General features: G+C 48.0%; 15 protein-coding genes and 2 pseudogenes. 12 read left to right on the top strand and 5 right to left on the bottom strand.

Going from position 1 to position 17155, the window contains the following annotated elements; translation table 11 throughout:
• Window positions 1-15: 15 nt before the first annotated feature.
• The 6 genes from G614_RS0113480 to G614_RS0113450 all read left to right on the top strand — a co-directional run bounded on the left by G614_RS0113480 (window position 16) and on the right by G614_RS0113450 (window position 4601).
• On the top strand, window positions 16-894 hold the full coding sequence (locus G614_RS0113480) for an energy-coupling factor transporter ATPase (RefSeq protein WP_027642375.1): 879 nt from the start codon (window positions 16-18) through the stop codon (window positions 892-894).
• Complete coding sequence (locus G614_RS0113475) at window positions 887-1687, top strand: energy-coupling factor transporter transmembrane component T family protein (RefSeq protein WP_027642374.1); 801 nt, start codon at window positions 887-889, stop codon at window positions 1685-1687. The genes G614_RS0113480 and G614_RS0113475 overlap by 8 nt, the downstream gene beginning before the upstream one ends.
• A 38-nt stretch (window positions 1688-1725) precedes the next feature.
• Complete coding sequence (gene truA / locus G614_RS0113470) at window positions 1726-2469, top strand: tRNA pseudouridine(38-40) synthase TruA (RefSeq protein ID WP_027642373.1); 744 nt, start codon at window positions 1726-1728, stop codon at window positions 2467-2469.
• A gap of 227 nt (window positions 2470-2696) precedes the next feature.
• Entirely contained in the window at window positions 2697-3125 is a 429-nt protein-coding gene (gene rplM / locus G614_RS0113465) for a 50S ribosomal protein L13 (RefSeq protein WP_027642372.1), read from the top strand.
• 24 nt (window positions 3126-3149) lie between these two features.
• Entirely contained in the window at window positions 3150-3542 is a 393-nt protein-coding gene (gene rpsI / locus G614_RS0113460) for a 30S ribosomal protein S9 (RefSeq protein WP_002566476.1), read from the top strand.
• Window positions 3543-4364: 822 nt separating this feature from the next.
• Window positions 4365-4601: a helix-turn-helix domain-containing protein gene (locus tag G614_RS0113450; protein ID WP_027642371.1), complete on the top strand. Its 237-nt coding sequence runs from the start codon at window positions 4365-4367 to the stop codon at window positions 4599-4601.
• Window positions 4602-4675: 74 nt separating this feature from the next.
• Here G614_RS0113450 and G614_RS34445 read toward each other — a convergent pair whose 3' ends face one another.
• Both G614_RS34445 and G614_RS0113440 read right to left on the bottom strand, forming a co-directional pair.
• Entirely contained in the window at window positions 4676-5131 is a 456-nt protein-coding gene (locus G614_RS34445; protein WP_242828090.1) for an RloB family protein, read from the bottom strand.
• 196 nt (window positions 5132-5327) lie between these two features.
• Window positions 5328-6548 carry an AAA family ATPase gene (locus G614_RS0113440; RefSeq protein WP_027642370.1) on the bottom strand — a complete coding sequence of 407 codons (1221 nt, stop codon included), beginning with the start codon at window positions 6546-6548 and terminating at the stop codon, window positions 5328-5330.
• 635 nt (window positions 6549-7183) lie between these two features.
• Between G614_RS0113440 and G614_RS27460 the strand changes: the two genes are divergently transcribed.
• From G614_RS27460 to G614_RS30020, 3 genes and pseudogenes are all read left to right on the top strand, one after another.
• Window positions 7184-7528 (top strand): type II toxin-antitoxin system PemK/MazF family toxin, encoded by a 345-nt coding sequence (locus G614_RS27460; RefSeq protein ID WP_044917758.1) that lies wholly within the window; start codon window positions 7184-7186, stop codon window positions 7526-7528.
• A gap of 59 nt (window positions 7529-7587) precedes the next feature.
• A pseudogene (locus tag G614_RS27455) lies at window positions 7588-8581 on the top strand (site-specific integrase).
• 216 nt (window positions 8582-8797) lie between these two features.
• Window positions 8798-8947: pseudogene (locus G614_RS30020) on the top strand (ATP-binding cassette domain-containing protein); the annotation flags it as partial.
• Window positions 8948-9030: 83 nt separating this feature from the next.
• Here the strand turns inward: G614_RS30020 and G614_RS0113420 are convergent.
• Together G614_RS0113420 and ymfI are read right to left on the bottom strand one after the other, a co-directional pair.
• Window positions 9031-9486, bottom strand: a complete 456-nt coding sequence (locus G614_RS0113420) for a hypothetical protein (RefSeq protein WP_027642368.1) — start codon at window positions 9484-9486, stop codon at window positions 9031-9033.
• A 166-nt stretch (window positions 9487-9652) separates the two neighbouring features.
• A complete protein-coding gene (gene ymfI / locus G614_RS0113415; protein WP_027642367.1) occupies window positions 9653-10384 on the bottom strand; it encodes an elongation factor P 5-aminopentanone reductase in 732 nt (243 codons plus the stop codon).
• Between the two features lie 340 nt (window positions 10385-10724).
• Between ymfI and trxB the strand changes: the two genes are divergently transcribed.
• Together trxB and G614_RS0113405 are read left to right on the top strand one after the other, a co-directional pair.
• Window positions 10725-11648 carry a thioredoxin-disulfide reductase gene (gene trxB / locus G614_RS0113410; RefSeq protein ID WP_027642366.1) on the top strand — a complete coding sequence of 308 codons (924 nt, stop codon included), beginning with the start codon at window positions 10725-10727 and terminating at the stop codon, window positions 11646-11648.
• Window positions 11649-11664: 16 nt separating this feature from the next.
• Window positions 11665-13164: an NlpC/P60 family protein gene (locus tag G614_RS0113405; RefSeq protein ID WP_027642365.1), complete on the top strand. Its 1500-nt coding sequence runs from the start codon at window positions 11665-11667 to the stop codon at window positions 13162-13164.
• An 84-nt stretch (window positions 13165-13248) separates the two neighbouring features.
• Here G614_RS0113405 and hpf read toward each other — a convergent pair whose 3' ends face one another.
• Window positions 13249-13779: a ribosome hibernation-promoting factor, HPF/YfiA family gene (gene hpf / locus G614_RS0113400; RefSeq protein WP_027642364.1), complete on the bottom strand. Its 531-nt coding sequence runs from the start codon at window positions 13777-13779 to the stop codon at window positions 13249-13251.
• 801 nt (window positions 13780-14580) lie between these two features.
• Here hpf and secA point away from each other — a divergent pair.
• On the top strand, window positions 14581-17154 hold the full coding sequence (gene secA, locus G614_RS0113395; protein ID WP_027642363.1) for a preprotein translocase subunit SecA: 2574 nt from the start codon (window positions 14581-14583) through the stop codon (window positions 17152-17154).
• Window position 17155: the final 1 nt, after the last annotated feature.

The raw sequence follows: 17155 nt of genomic DNA, 5'->3' as shown, positions 1-17155 counted from the left end.
AGAAGGAGATAAAGGATGTCAATAAAAGCAGTTGATTTGAATTTTGTATATGGCGGCGGCACGGCTTTTGAACAGCATGCCCTGTTTGACGTGAATCTGGAGATTGAGGACGGGGAATTCGTAGGACTGATTGGACATACAGGATCGGGAAAATCCACCCTGATTCAGCATTTAAACGGGCTGATAAGAGCCAGCGCAGGCGAACTCTACTACAATGGGGAGAATATCTACAGCCAGGGCTATGACATGAAGCAGCTGAGGAGCAAGGTGGGCCTGGTGTTCCAGTATCCGGAGCACCAGCTTTTTGAAGTGGATGTGCTGACAGATGTATGCTTTGGACCTAAGAATCAGGGACTGAGCAGGGAGGAGGCTGAAGCCAGGGCAGAGAAAGCCCTGGAGCAGGTGGGGCTGGATCCTTCTTATTATAAGCAGTCTCCCTTCGAGCTGTCCGGCGGTCAGAAACGGCGGGTGGCCATAGCCGGCGTGCTGGCCATGGATCCGGAGGTCCTTATATTGGACGAGCCAACGGCTGGTCTGGACCCAAGGGGAAGAGATGAGATTCTGGACCAGATTGACAGGCTTCACAGGGACCGCCATATGACCATCATACTGGTTTCCCACAGCATGGAGGATGTAGCCAGGTATGCGGACCGGCTTATTGTGATGAACCATGGGCAGAAGGTGTTTGACGGTGCGCCAAAGGAGGTATTCCGCCATTACAGGGAACTGGAGACCATGGGACTGGCTGCGCCCCAGATAACCTATCTGGTCCATGACCTGAAGGCCAGGGGCATTGATATTGACGATGGTATTACCACAGTAGCAGAGGCCAGGGAGGCTATTCTGGCGCTGAGGAATAAACTGACAGAAAGCAGCAGGGATAAAAATGTTTAGAGAGATTACTTTGGGCCAGTACTATCCGGTGGACTCGGCAGTTCATAGACTGGACCCCAGGACAAAGCTTTTTGGTACTATGGTGTTCATAGCCTCCTTGTTTGTTGCAAACAATATATGGGGTTATGTCATTGCCACGGTGGTGCTGGCAGCTGTGATTAAGCTGACCAAGGTGCCGGTGCGTTTTATACTCAGGGGCCTGAAGGCTATCGTGATTCTGCTGCTGATCAGTGTCAGCTTTAACCTGTTCCTCACAGACGGGCGCATACTGGTTAAGTTCTGGATTTTCAAGATAACCTTTGAGGGCGTGCGCATGGCCTTTTTTATGGGTCTGAGGCTTATCTATCTGGTTGTTGGTTCATCCGTCATGACGCTGACCACTACGCCGAACCAGCTGACAGACGGTCTGGAGAAGGGCCTTGGCTTCCTGAAGCGGTTCGGGGTGCCGATCCACGAGGTTGCCATGATGATGTCCATTGCCCTCAGATTCATTCCGATTCTGGTGGAGGAAACCGATAAAATCATGAAGGCCCAGATGGCCAGGGGAGCTGATTTTGAGACCGGCAATCTGATACAGAAGGCAAAGGCCATGGTGCCTCTTTTGGTGCCGCTGTTTATTTCCGCCTTCCGCAGGGCCACAGACCTGGCCATGGCTATGGAAGCCCGCTGTTACCGCGGCGGCGACGGCCGCACAAAGATGAAACCCCTTCAGTACCGCCAGGCGGACCATGATGCCTATATGATATATGCTCTGTATTTTGTGGTCATTATAGCGTCCAGGGTTTATCTCTAAAACGAGCATTGCGCTGCAGAAACAGGAAGGTAGGATGAATGAAACGAATACGGCTTGTGGTTGCCTATGACGGCACACAATATCACGGCTGGCAGATACAGCCGGGGGCAGTGACCATAGAATCTGTTCTGAATGAAGCCCTTACCCAGCTTATGAGGGAGCCCATCCAGGTCATAGGTGCCAGCAGGACAGATTCAGGAGTCCATGCAAGGGGAAATGTGGCTGTCTTTGACACACAAAGCCAGATGCCGCCGGATAAGATTTGCATGGCCCTGAACCAGAGGCTTCCGGAGGACATCCGGGTTCAGGTATCCGAGGAGGTGCCCTCTGACTGGCATCCCAGGAAATGTACCTGTATCAAGACATATGAATACAGGATTTTAAACCGGAGAATCAACATGCCCATGGAGCGCCTGTACTCCCATTTCTGTTATTATAAGCTGGATGTGGACAGGATGCAGGCTGCTGCAAATATGCTGGCCGGAGAACATGATTTTAAAAGCTTCTGCAGTGTCCGCACCCAGGTGACGGATACGGTAAGGACCATCTATAAGATTGATGTAACGAGAAATGACGATGATATCATTACCATACGCGTGACCGGCAACGGTTTTCTGTATAATATGGTGCGCATCATTGCCGGGACCCTGATGGCCGTGGGAGCAGGCCGCATACGGGCAGAGGATATGCCCTCCATTCTGGAGGCAAAGGACCGGCGGGCAGCAGGACCCACGGCGCCTGCCAGGGGGCTTACACTGATAGAAATGAAATATGAGCTGTAAATGCCGGATTATCTTTGTTTATTCGGCATTTTTTCTTTGCGAAGTGGTTGACAGGGAGTGTTTGGTATTATATAATATAAAACTGTGACATTAGCAAAGAATGCTCATCCAAAGCCCCGGAGTGAGCACTTTGATTGATAAATACTTCCCATATTTATCAGGCATATAGCGGGCATCCGTTGGATGTCAGGTGCATAACAAGGTTGAGATTAACAGGAGGTTAACCAATGAAGAGTTTTATGGCTAGTCCAGCGACAATTGAAAGAAAATGGTATGTAGTTGATGCTACAGGATATACATTAGGACGTCTGTCTTCAGAGATAGCAAAGGTTTTAAGAGGAAAAAACAAGCCGATTTTCACACCTCATATGGATTGCGGCGATTATGTAATCGTTGTGAACGCTGAGAAGATTAAAGTAACCGGCAAGAAGTTAGATCAGAAGATTTATTACAATCACTCTGATTACGTAGGCGGTATGAGAGAGACAACCCTGCGTGAATTGATGGCTAAGAAGCCTGAGAGGGTTATCGAGTTAGCAGTTAAGGGTATGCTTCCAAAGGGACCTCTGGGAAGAAGCATGTTCGGCAAGCTTCATGTATATGCAGGCCCAGACCATGAGCAGGCAGCACAGAAACCAGAAGTTTTAACATTTTAATGAGGATTGGAGGAAGAAAGTATCATGGCTAACGCAAAATTTTACGGAACAGGCAGAAGAAAAAAATCCATCGCCAGAGTATATTTAGTACCAGGTACCGGCAACATCACCATCAACAAGAGAGATATCAATGAGTATCTTGGTCTTGAGACTTTAAAGGTTATTGTTCGCCAGCCATTAGTAGCTACTGAGACTACTGATAAATTCGATGTAATGGTTAATGTTCGCGGCGGCGGCACAACAGGACAGGCCGGTGCAATCCGTCACGGCATCTCCAGAGCTCTCCTTCAGGTAGACGCTGATTACAGACCAGCCCTGAAGAAAGCTGGTTTCTTAACAAGAGACCCAAGAATGAAAGAGAGAAAGAAATACGGTCTCAAGGCAGCCCGTCGCGCTCCGCAGTTCAGCAAGCGTTAATTGGCTGTTCAAACTGTATCAAAATGGCTCAAAAACCCCGGAAAATCAAGGTTTTCCGGGGTTTTCCTATACCCGAAAGGTCTGATATGGTTTGACCTGATTTGGCGAAACAAGAGCCGTTTTCACCCAATTTTTAGTGGTTAAATATAGGACAACCGGCAAAAAAGGGGGCAAAAAACAGGCTTAGTGGTTAAAAAATAGGACAACCGCAGCCCTGTTTTCGAGGTGTTTCAGAGGCGATTTTAAGCCCGTTTCTCCCCCTTGATTTTTACGATGGCAGTTTCGCATAGTTTGACCAAATTTGAATAATTGAACCAGAAACAACAGCAACAATCAGAAATGAGGTGAAGCCATGAACACCCAAATCATCGCCATCGCCTGAAGCATGGAAACCCTATTACTGCTATTGACCAAACTGTGGAGAGAAGATCTGCGGTTATCGGGGTAGCAATGGGGGAATTAAAATGCAATGCAGCAGATGCCATGCAGTGATGGTAAGAACGATCAAGGGACGGAGACACAACCGGATAGATATTTATGCTCCGGCAGGTCAGGTGACCTTATGTATTGCTGAAGAAACAGAGGACTACGGTTCCTATTAACACCGCAACAATAGAATAAATGGCATAACGACGAAACGGTTGAGATGAAACAGGCTGCGTAAATCCGATTTCAGGTCATATGTCTGAGAACCAGTGAGTTAAACCAGATATACATGAGAGGCCACTGGCAAGACGGGATTTCTATATCCATTGATTGGAGTCTGCCTTGCCGGTGGCTTTTTTTGGCTTTCCGGCAGGGCTTTTGAAATCATGAGAGAGAATCAGAAAACTGAGAAAAATGCACGGATTTACTCAGGAGGAATTGGCAGATAAGCTCAATGTATCGGCCGGACACATGGGAAAAATTGAAACAGGAAGCAAGGGCGTCTCGATTGATCTTATGATTGAGATTGCTGAGACCTTCCATGTTTCCTTGGACTATCTGGTAATGGGAAAGGAACCGGCAACGGAAATACTTCGGCATAAGATTCGGTCTAAGATCGAAAGCTCAAAATAGAATCAGATGGAATATACGAACACCCTGCCAAATCTGTGAATCGCAGAAATGACAGGGTGTTTTACTCAAAGTGACTATTTGAGATAGGGCTTTAGTTTTTTTACGAGTACATGAATTTTGGTTCCCGGAGCAGAATCAGACGGTAGTTTTCCAGCATTGATTTTCTCCAATTTTTCAGCATTTGCAATGGCAGCCTCCATGTATGGTAATAGAATCCTGTACATATCAATCCGATTCTTCTCATAGGCACCAAGTCCCTGAAAGGAAAGGATTTTTGTTAGCTTAGGCCAGTAGGAGCTTCTGTGCAGATCAGATTGCATAAAGCTGAAGTGAAGAAGAAACCATAATTCGATACACTGATTAGACCAGATAGCATGATAGGTGGTATCTTCTGTAGATTCGGATGCGCAAAGTTCAGCTGTCTTGTTAATGTGGTCAGCTGGAAAGTCATCCGTATCGTAAACAACCCAAACGTGTTTATAGCCATTCGCAGATGCAGATGCAAGCTGTTTGGTCTTCTGAAAATAAATTTAGGGTGTTGTCACCGGCTCCGTGGATGCTAAGTTGAATTCTATCGGGATATGCGCTGTTAATGACATCCCTCATTGCACCAAAGTATGCAGGTTCCGTATCAGTTCCTTCGGTAACAATTAAATGATACTCAGCTGAATCTTCTTTGGCTTATCGCGGCGGGCCTTCATCCAGCTTTTATCAAGGTCACTTTTTTTAGGAGGCTTTAGGCTCAGCGAAGTCACCTCCAAGCATATTGGAGATATAAGGGTCTGCTCCATAACGGCCTTCCAAATATTGCTTGTCGTAAGCAGCAGTATTCTTGATTCTGTCGTTATCTTCACCACGGATTTCGTGCAAAGAATAGATTTCGCTTTCATGAGCAGCGGTTTCTGCTGCGAACCAGATTTCATCACGGCGGAACACCGTATTCTTTAAGGTGTACATATCATGAGATGTGAATAAAAGCTGCGCTCCATACTTATTGATTTCTTTGTTCTTGAACAAGGAAATGACATAGCGTAAAAGCTTTGGATGAAGCTTTGCATCCAGCTCATCAATGATAACCATACGCCCTTCGCGGAGGGCAAGCAAAATGACCGGAAGAGCTGCAATTAGCTTTTTGGTGCCGTCGGATTCCTGAGAAAAGGGCAGCTCATATTCATGAGTACCCAAAGCTCTCTTCATAAAAAGCTGATGCGTATCGTCATCATAACGGTAATCTGTGATATCAATGTCCATATCATTGAGTGCACGGATAAATTGCTCTTTGTATGGAGCGTCTTTGGCAAGCATAATTTGGTGCTCCACCATGGGATTCGCATAGCTGCGAATAATGCAGCTTTCAAACCATGTCATCACTTCGCTGATAACAGGAATATCATAATTGATGGCAAGAAAGGAAAGGTATGGCATTTTTGGATTGACGCTGGTATTAAGGCTTTTCTTGCTGATTGTATATCCAAGCGAAATTCCATTTGAGCCGCGTTCAAAGATTGTGGCGGTCTTTTTACCTGTGATGGCTTTCCGGTAAAGCGATTCGGAAATGATTTCGTCATTCTTTAATGCAAGGTAATAGCAGTATTCATTTTTGCCAATGCGGAAGAACATACGAAATTCCGTTGGCTCTTCCTTGGAAGTTTCATCAAAGAGGAATGGAATGGCATCCACTTTTTGCTGAAGAATGAGATTTTGCCTGTTTTTCCCTAATTCATTAACCGGTTTTACAATGGTGGATATTACGCAGGAAAGAGCCTGAAGCAGATTTGATTTTCCGCCACCATTTGGACCGTATATTACACTGACGGGAAGAAGATCAGATGCGTGATCTTCGCAAATCAAAGATTCTTTGAACTCAGGAAGCATAGCAGCCTGAAAATCCAAAGTGGTTTCGCTTTTGTAGGACTTAAAATTTTGAAATGTAAACTGGCATAACATGCTCTTACGCCTCCTCTCTTCCTATAGTATACGCCGAAAAAACAGAAATATCAAGTTATATATCAACTTTCAGAAAATAAATTCCCGATGCAACGATATAAAACACATATTTATGACTTTTTCAACATCCATTTGATAAAGGAGAATTTCTCTTTGGGGATTCTGTCTTTAAGACAGAAAATCCTGTCTGATAGGCCGTAAAAATCTTTTTCACAATCAGCTATACTTTTCTTACAGCCAAGGAAATGTGGCTGATGTTCCTTGAAAACTGAATACTCATTCTTCAGGTACATTCCTGTTTGGTCGAGCCTTCGACTGCACGCCATGAAGCCCATCGGGGCGATAGCGGTTTCACAGAAGCAAATGCCGGATTGCAACCGGCGGTGTTGCCAAAGCCAGACAGGGACAATGATACTTCCGTAATTCGCGGTCCGGCCATAAGGAAGGCGGGATGGCCAAATTCCAATGGAGCAGTGCAGCACACTGCCGCCTGTGAGAAATCCTACATCTCTGGGTTCTAAGAAAAAGTACAGAGAAACCATATTTTCAGAAAGCACTGTCGTAAGGCACAATCTATGTTGTTCATCCGGCAGTCTTTATCCATATCAGTGTATGGAGATTGGAGACAACAGCTAATGAAAGAAAACTGGGTTTATCGACGAGGTGATTTGTACCTCGCCAATCTCGGTGTTCCGGTTGGATCAAAGCAGGGCGGTGTCCGCCCGGTTGTGGTTCTTCAAAATGATGTCGGTAATTTTTATACGCCGACCATCACGATTGTTCCGCTGACATCCAAAATCGAGAAAAAACGAAGGCAACCAACACACTACTTTCTCCGAAAGGCAAAGGGACTGGCGAAGCCTTCCATGGTGCTGGCAGAACAGCTCGACACCTGTGACAAGATTTGCGTCATCCGGTATGATAGCAATCCTACCTTCCGAAAGCAGCGAGCAGTGAGCCGTGAAATTCGACATCGTTGAGTATTGACGGACAATCCGTAATAATTGAGGTATCAGCTAAAGATTTGGAGGTGTCGAAGGTGGCAAGAAAAAGATATGCGATTCCTCGGTACGGGACAGTGATTATGGCTGGTACGGAGTATTACCGAACCCGTATTGAGGACGCTGACGGAAAGCGGGTGGCACTCTATGGACGCACTCGTGAGGAATTATATGATAAGGTTATAGCGGCAAGGGAACAGATTGAGGACAACACATTCCGCAGATCATTGGTTCCGGTTTCAAAAAAATCGGCTTAAAGCAAAGTGATTCAAGACAATCCGACAATTTACCTGACATCTAAGAATGGCGGCGTGGCGCAGAAAGACAAAATCCCGCTGACAGATGAATAGGTAGCAAGGTTGCTGGATGCGATAAAAGGGCTTCCGCCGTATGTATTTGTTATGATCGGAGTGTGTGCCGGACTTCGGCGAGAAGAGATTCTCGCACTCCAGTGGGATTCCGTTCATCTGGATGGCCCGGCACCGTATTTGACGGTATGCAGAGCTTGGCATACAGAGCATAATCGTCCGGTGATTATGACAGAGCTGAAAACGAAGGCTGCACACCGTGATGTGCCATTGCCGGACTGCCTGACGGAATGTCTGAAGGAAGCAAAAGAGGCTTCCACATCGGATTATGTTGTTGCGAACAGCGATGGTGAACCTCTATCGTACACGCAGTTCAAACGGCTGTGGCAGTATATCGTAACAAGAACAGTGAAAGAGCGGAGCTATTACTGCTATGAGGATGGCCGAAGGGTCAAGCATACCGTAAAGCCGGTGCTGGGCGAAAAAGCAGCACACAATGGAAATGTGGTTTACAGTTGGACTTTGAAGTGACACCGCACTTGCTGCGGCACACTTACATTACCAATCTGATCCATGCCTCGGTTGATCCGAAGACTGTTCAGTATCTTGCAGGTCATGAGAACAGCAAGATTACGATGGACATTACGCGAAAGCAAAGTACAACCGTCCGGATGAGTTGGCAGGTATCCTTAGTGATACCTTTACCCTGTGGGATACAGAGTGAGTGAAACAGTTTCATGTCTTAAAATGATAAGAGTGGGGACGCAAAAATCCCCACTCTTTTTACGTAAGCAATGAGCCAAAGTTCGAGCTTGCTCGAAACCTTGGCGAATGCCGCGATAACGAGGAAAACTCGTATAGCGTGTTTTCAGGAGTTACATAGCCGACATCCTTGAGCGGGAAAGCAAGAGCCGGCGTGACCGGTATAAGGCAAACACAGATGACTAATTATTTAGAGGTAAAAAATCTGTCGAAATCCTTTGACAGTTGCCAGCTTCATAAGCTCAGCTTTACCCTGCCAAAAGGATATATTATGGGGCTAATCGGGCCCAACGGCTCCGGCAAAACAACCACCGTCAAACTCATTCTGCCATTTTGATATCATTAGAACAGGGATGCTGAACCTTCCGGCTCAGGCATCCCTGATCTTGTATGTGATATGCAATTTACGAATTACCGTACCCCGAATTTGGTACCGCGTCGGAGTGTTCCGTTGCTGTTCCACTCTGTATAAACATATGGACCGCCGTCGGTGGTTCCGTTTTCGGTGAAGGCGTGGGTCTGACCATTGTAGGTGCGTTCTCCGGTCTTTAACTTACAGCTGTTGCTGTCGAAGTAGTAGACATTGCCGTTAATCTTCATGATGCCGCTCTGGAGCTCGCCTGTATCGGCGGCGTAATACCAGGTGCCGTCCCTCTGAATCCATCCGGTACGCATGATTTGGTCCTCCCCGAAGAAGAACCAGTGGTTCTTGTAGTTCACCCAGTTATTGGTACAGTAATCCCCGGAACCCCACTGATATTTTGTTCCCTGAGAGGTTTGGACGAATCCTGCTGCAAATGATGTCATGGCGCTTCCTGCGACCAGGGCCATGGAGAGAGCTGCGATTACTAAATATTTCTTTTTCATAAGAAGCATGCCTCCTAGCGATTTATATTAGTGTATTGCTTTTCTGAGTAAATTCTAAACCATGGAGCGGCTCCAAGGTCAATACAGTTAATATTTTCGTAAGGATACGGAAAAGTTTCGGAAAGGTTCGGGATGCATAATGGGCTCCTGGCCTAAATCCACCGGCCTAAATCCATCCCCCGTCCAGCCCGATGACCTGTCCGGTAAGGTAAGATTCCTTGTAACCAAGATGGTAAACCAAATCAGCCACCTCCTCAGCCCGGCCCAGGCGGCCGGCGGGAATTTCGTCCACCAGGGCGATAAGGTCGTCCTCGTCCATCCACTGGTTCATCTCCGTGTCAATGGCTCCGCAGGCAATTGCGTTGACCTGGATATTGCTGGGGGCCAGCTCCTTTGCCAGGGCCTTTGTCAGGGCGTTGATTCCGCCCTTGGTGGCTGAGTAGGCTGTCTCACAGGACGCGCCCACAACGCCCCACACAGATGATATATTGACGATTTTCCCCTGCTTCTGAGAAACCATATAGGGTACTGCCAGCTTACAGCAATTGAAAACAGATGTCAGGTTCGTGCGCAGCAAGCGCTCCCAGTCCTCCGTGGACATGTCCTGCAAAAGCCCGATATAGGAGATGCCGGCATTGTTCACAAGGACGTCCACACCTCCGAACATCTTCTTAATCTTAAGGAACAGCTCCTCACAGCATGCCATGTCCCCCATATCTCCTTTGTATGCCAGGCAGGGGACCTGGAAGGATTCGATTTCCTTCCGGGTCTGCATCAGCTGTTCCTCCCTGCGGACACAGCTGATAGCTACATTATAGCCCTTCTTTGCAAACTTAACTGCTACGGCCTTGCCGATGCCCCTGGAGGCTCCGGTGACCAGTACGGTTTTACGCGGCATAAGATACACATCCTTTCTGTTATGGATTATAACATATTTTACCATACCAATGATAGAATTGTAAGAAATTGAATTGTAATAAATAAATTATCTGTGATATAATAATTACAAATTGTTTAACAAAAGAAGCAAAAATTCCCCCGCCTCTACAGGTGGAGGGATGAATTGCCAGAACCAAACTTAACGGCAGTGGCAGGCGGAGAGAAATCGGTGTCCTCCACTGACATGAGGTTAAACCACGCATCTGTATAAGATGTGGTCGTACTCTGTTAAATTACCGAGAGTGGATTGAAACAAAATAGTAAGAACATTGAATTGAATACAAGGAAAAGGTGAAACTATGTCTCATATTTATGATTTAATTATTATCGGCTCCGGACCGGCAGGTCTTGCAGCTGCTGTTTATGCCCAGAGGGCAAAGCTGGATACGCTTGTGGTTGAGAAGGCCATGGTCAGCGGAGGCCAGGTCCTGACCACATATGAGGTGGATAACTATCCCGGACTTCCCGGCATCGGCGGATACGACCTGGGGCTTAAGTTTAGGGAACACGCGGACCGTCTGGGAGCCCAGTTCGCGGAGGACGAGGTCCTGAATATCGAGGATGGAGGCAGGGGCGCCGTCAAGGGCGTGGTGTGTCAGGGAAACACCTATGAGGCAAGGGCCCTTATACTTGCCACAGGAGCTGTCCACAGGAAGCTGGGCGTGCCGGGCGAGGAAGAACTGGCAGGGGCCGGGGTGTCCTACTGTGCCACCTGTGACGGGGCATTTTTCCGCAATAAGGTCACGGCTGTCATCGGAGGCGGCGATGTGGCTGTGGAGGATGCCATTTTCCTGGCGCGTATGTGCAGCAAGGTATATCTGATTCACAGGAGAAATGAACTGCGGGCAGCCAAGAGCCTGCAGGAGAATCTGTTGTCCCTGGATAATGTGGAGGTAATCTGGGATACAGTGGCTGACAGTATCAATGGGGACGGAATGGTAAAGAGCCTTTCCCTGACCAATGTAAAGGACGGACAGAAAAGGGAACTGGAAGTGCAGGGCGTGTTCATTGCAGTGGGCATATCACCGGAGAGCAAGGCCTTTGAGGGTTTGGTGGATATGGACCATGGTTATATCAGGGCCGGGGAAGACACTGTGACATCGGCCCCCGGTATATTTGCGGCAGGTGACGTGAGGACCAAGCCGCTCCGCCAGATTATCACGGCTGCCGCGGACGGGGCAAACGCGATAACCAGTGTGGAGCGGTATCTGGTAGAGAATTAGGGGAGGCAGGCTACAGATGAATAACTGGAAGAAAGTAATCGTGCTCAGCGGTTTATGTAGCTGTGCGCTTTCTGTGAACGCCTTTGCGTCCACAAACCTGGAGACAGGATCTTCTCTGGCTGGTATATCCGTTGCACTGAATAATTATTATGCAGGTAACACAGAGCCGGAAAAGCAGCTGGCTTCATCTTATTCCAACATACAAAACAAGTCGGCCCAGTCAAATACAGCCGCGGGTTCCGCCAAGAGCGGTTCCGGCAGCGGCCAGGGCAGCCATAATAAGGGAAGCGGCCAGTCCGGCAGTGCATCCGGAGACGCCGGTAAGGAAAAGGCTGCCCAGGAGACCGCATCCAAACCAAAGTCCTCAGCGTATGATAACATTGCCGTGTCAAAGATAAACGGCACGGTAAACATCCGTACAGAGGCCAACACCAGCAGCGGCGTGACCGGCAAGATTAACAATGATTGTGCGGCAACCATCCTGGATACGGTGGATGGAGAGGGCGGCAAATGGTACAAGATTCAGTCCGGTTCCGTTACCGGCTACATAAAAGCAGATTATTTTGTTACAGGACAGCAGGCAGAATCCAGGGCCAAGCAGGTAGGAACCACCTATGGCACCATAGTGGGCACCCCCAGCCTGCGTCTGAGACAGAGCCCTGACATGGAAGGAAAGACGCTGACACTGCTGTCAGAGGGCGCCCATTATGTGGTTACGGGCGAGGAAGGGGATTTCCTGAAGGTTCAGGTGGATTCGGATTTGGAAGGCTATGTGTTTAAGGAATATATGAAGACCAGCGTGGAATTCAACAAGGCTGTGTCGGTGGAAGAGGAGAGAGCCAAGGCGGCAGAGGAGGCCAAGCGCAAGGAAGAGGCGGATAAGGCTCTGAAGGCTCTGGAGGATGCGAAGAAGGCAGATGCTGCCAAGAAGACCACGGCAGGCACCACGAAGGCTGAGAAAACCACGCAGGCGCCTGCCACGTCGGCTCCCAAGAAGGAGGAGACAAAGGGAACCGATGCCGTCACCACTATCGCTGCCAATCCTGAGAACGGCAAGGACAGTACGGTTGCAGCTCCCACAACGGCAAAGGCGCCTGAGACCGTGGACAGCAAGGGTCCGGGCTCTCCGGGAGGAACCTCCACAGAGGTGGCCTCCGCTACCCGTAACGCAGTGGTGGCATACGCAAAACAGTTCCTGGGTAACCCCTATGTGTACGGCGGGACAAGCCTTACAAGCGGAGCTGACTGTTCCGGATTTACCCAGAGCGTATTTGCCCATTTTGGCATCAGTACGGGAAGAAGCTCCAGGGACCAGGCTGCCAGAGGAAAGTCCATACCGGTCAGCGATGCCAAGCCGGGAGATTTGCTGTTCTATGCCAGCGGCGATTACATTAACCACGTGGCTATCTACATCGGCGGCGGGCAGGTTATCCATGCCAGCAATCCCGCCACGGGTATCTGCATCACACCGGCAAATTACAGGACGCCCTGTAAGGCAGTGACGTTTTTGGATTAAAATAATTATCCACATATAAAAACAAGCCCGCAGATTTGCGGGCTTGTACTTATTATAAGAAAAATATTCAGCTTGAAAGGTGGTTTAGAACTCCGGCTCAATCAGTCCGTAAGTTCCGTTCTTACGCTTATAGACCACGTTAACCTGGTTCGTATCTGAGTTCAGGAACACGTAGAAATTGTGTCCCAGCATCTCCATCTGGAGGCAGGCTTCCTCGGGAATGGTTGGCTTGACGGCGAATTTCTTTGTCTTGACAATCTGAATCTCGTCATCCTGTATTTCGTCCTCTTCCTCTATGAATGCCTGGGAGAAAGAGATGGCGGCCTGTTTCTTATCAATGAGTTTCTTTCTATATCTGCGGATCTGGCGCTCAATGATTTCCTCTACCAGATCAATGGATACATACATATCGGAGCTGGATTCCTCCGCGCGGATGGTATTGCCTTTGACTGGGATAGTCACCTCGATTTTTTGTCGGTCTTTCTGTGCGCTCAGCGCTACGATTACTTCGGTGTCCGGAGTGAAGAAATGTTCCAGCTTGCCAATCTTCTTTTCAACGGCAGCCTTCAAACCTGGAGTTACCTCAATATTTCGTCCTGTTATGGTATAACGCATAAACATCAACTCCTTTTCTTGGGATAGTGACATTATATCATATTTATTGTAAAATTACAATCAGAACCTAAGAATTGTTTAACAATTTATCTTAATTTTTTATAAAAATTTGTTTCAGATGCAGTAAAAGGCTATTGCATTCCTAATAGCGGATTTCTTGAAATGTCAAGAGAAAACCCTGTTTTTTCTTCCGTACTTTTCAAGTTTATCAGAAGTGTACAAAAATAAAATAAATGTAAAGTCTGAATGGGAAGAGCAAATGAAAAGTTATAAACTTGTGGATAATGTGGATAAGTTGGTGTATAACTATTTTTTGCCTTAAAATGGACAAACTGTGATGTGGATAACTTTGGGGGTAATGTGTATAAACTGCTGGGGATAATGTGGATAGGTAAAAAATCGAACACATTTTTTGTGCAATCTGCTTGGTTGACCATAAGTCTGAGGAAAACGGCTTCGAAGAAAGAGCGGATGGCTTCTGTTTCATAAAGCGGTGAGCAGGGTGAAAATGCGAAAATCACGTAAATCAACGTGGAATCATTGAGTATATGGACAAAATGTTAATTTTTCATTAACCCGTTGAATTAATCTTTCTCAAGTGCTACAATAAGTAAGATTGTATCATAGGCGTAGTATTTGTAGTATTTTATCCGAAAGGTCCGCAATGAAAGGCATTGCGGAAAGGCAAGGAATAGACAGGAATCAGCAGACAGATAATAGATGATAAGGCAGATGCTGCAGATACAGGCGCTGGTTGAAAATTAGTTTCCATTATATAGGAAGAAGTTAGGAGAGTATACCATGAACTTGATTGAAAAGGTGTTCGGGACTCACAGTGAAAGAGAACTGAAGATAATAAGGCCAATCGTGACAAAGATTGAATCGCTGCGTCCCGAGATGATGGCCATGTCTGATGAGGAACTGCGTGACCAGACCAGAATCTTTAGAGAACGGCTTGCAGACGGCGCCACTTTGGATGACGTTCTGCCGGAGGCATTTGCCACTGTCCGTGAGGCGGCAAGAAGAACTCTGAATATGGAGCATTTCCCTGTACAGCTGATTGGCGGTATCGTACTGCATCAGGGCCGTATTGCCGAGATGCGTACTGGTGAGGGTAAGACGCTGGTATCCACCTGTCCCGCATACCTGAATGCATTGAAGGGAAAAGGCGTCCAGATCGTAACGGTCAATGACTATCTGGCAAAGCGTGATGCCGAGTGGATGGGTCAGGTGCACAGATTCCTGGGTATGACCGTGGGCGTTGTACTGAACGACATGACAAGCGAACAGCGTAAGGAGGCATATGCCTGCGACATTACTTACGTGACAAATAATGAGCTGGGTTTCGATTACCTGCGTGATAACATGTCCATTTATAAGGAGCAGCTGGTGCTGCGGGATTTGGACTACTGTATCATTGACGAGGTTGACTCTGTGCTGATTGACGAGGCCAGAACGCCTCTTATTATTTCAGGCCAGAGCGGCAAGTCCACCAAGCTTTATGAGGTGTGCGATGTACTGGCCCGCCAGTTAGAGAGGGGCACCGTATCCAAGGAATTTTCCAAGATTGACGCCATCATGGGCGAGGAGATTGAGGAGACCGGCGATTTCGTTGTGGATGAAAAGGATAAGGTGGTCAACCTGACAGAACAGGGCGTCAAGAAAGTGGAGGAGTACTTCCATATTGAAAATCTGGCAGACCCTGAGAACCTGGAGATCCAGCATAATATTATCCTGGCCCTGCGCGCCAACAACCTGATGTTCAGGGATAAGGATTATGTTGTAAAGGATGACGAGGTCCTGATTGTAGATGAATTTACAGGCCGTATTATGCCTGGCCGCCGTTATTCCGACGGACTCCATCAGGCAATCGAGGCAAAGGAGCATGTAAATGTGCGCCGCGAGTCCCGCACCCTGGCTACCGTAACATTCCAGAACTTCTTCAACAAGTATGCGAAGAAGGCAGGTATGACGGGTACTGCCCAGACCGAGGAAAAAGAGTTCCGCAACATCTATGCCATGGACGTCATCGTCATCCCCACCAACAGGCCAATGATTCGTAAGGACCTGGAGGATGCTGTATATAAGACAAAGAAAGAAAAATACAAAGCGGTTGTGGATGAGGTGGAGAGAGCACACGAGAAGGGACAGCCTGTCCTGGTGGGTACCATTGCCATTGAGACTTCCGAGCTTCTGAGCAAGATGCTGAATAAAAGGGGAATTCCCCATAAGGTACTGAATGCCAAGTTTCATGAACTGGAGGCTGAAATCGTAGCAGATGCAGGTGTCCACGGTTCTGTTACCATTGCCACCAACATGGCGGGCCGTGGTACGGATATTAAGCTGGACGAGGAAACCAAGGCTCTGGGAGGCCTTAAGATCATCGGTACGGAGCGTCACGAGTCACGCCGTATTGATAACCAGCTGCGCGGACGTTCCGGACGTCAGGGAGACCCGGGTGAATCCAGGTTCTACCTGTCCCTGGAGGATGACCTTTTAAGGCTCTTTGGTTCAGACCGTCTTATGGCCATGTTTGAGGCCATGGGTGTGCCGGAGGGAGAGCAGATTGAGCATAAGATGCTGTCCAATGCCATTGAGAAGGCACAGATGAAGATAGAGAGCAACAACTACGGTATCCGTGAGCAGCTCCTTAAATTCGACGAGGTCAACAACGAGCAGCGTGAGGTTATCTACGCGGAGCGCCGCAAGGTGCTGGACGGCGACAACATGCGCGACCTTGTCCTTAAGATGATTACGGACATTGTGGAGAACGCGGTGGATATCTCCGTGTCCGATGACCAGACCCCGGATAAGTGGGATTTACAGGAACTGAACAACCTCCTTCTTCCGGTCATTCCTCTGAAGCCGGTAACTCTTTCCGACGAACAGAAGAAGTCCATGAAAAAGAATGAGCTTAAGCACAATCTGAAGGAAGAGGCCATCAAGCTTTATGAGACAAAGGAAGCTGAGTTCCCGGAGCCGGAGCAGATTCGTGAGATTGAGCGCGTGGTACTGCTGAAGGTAATTGACAACAAGTGGATGGCGCATCTGGATGACATGGACGCACTGCGTGAGGGCATCGGCCTTCAGGCATACGGCCAGAGGGATCCGGTGGTTGAATATAAGATGCAGGGTTACGAGATGTATGAGTCCATGATGGCTTCCATCCAGGAGGAGACAATCCGGATTCTGTTCCATATCCGCGTAGAGCAGAAGGTGGAGCGTGAACCGGCTGCCAAGGTCACCGGCACGAACAAGGACGCCTCTGCCCCAAGCGCTCCCAAGAAGCGTGCGGAGCAGAAGATATACCCCAACGACCCATGCCCATGCGGTTCCGGCAAGAAGTACAAACAGTGCCACGGAAGAATTAAATAAT

Source organism: [Clostridium] clostridioforme AGR2157 (genome assembly GCF_000424325.1).
GTDB lineage: Bacteria > Bacillota > Clostridia > Lachnospirales > Lachnospiraceae > Enterocloster > Enterocloster clostridioformis_A.
This window is presented reverse-complemented; position numbering and strand designations above follow the sequence as displayed.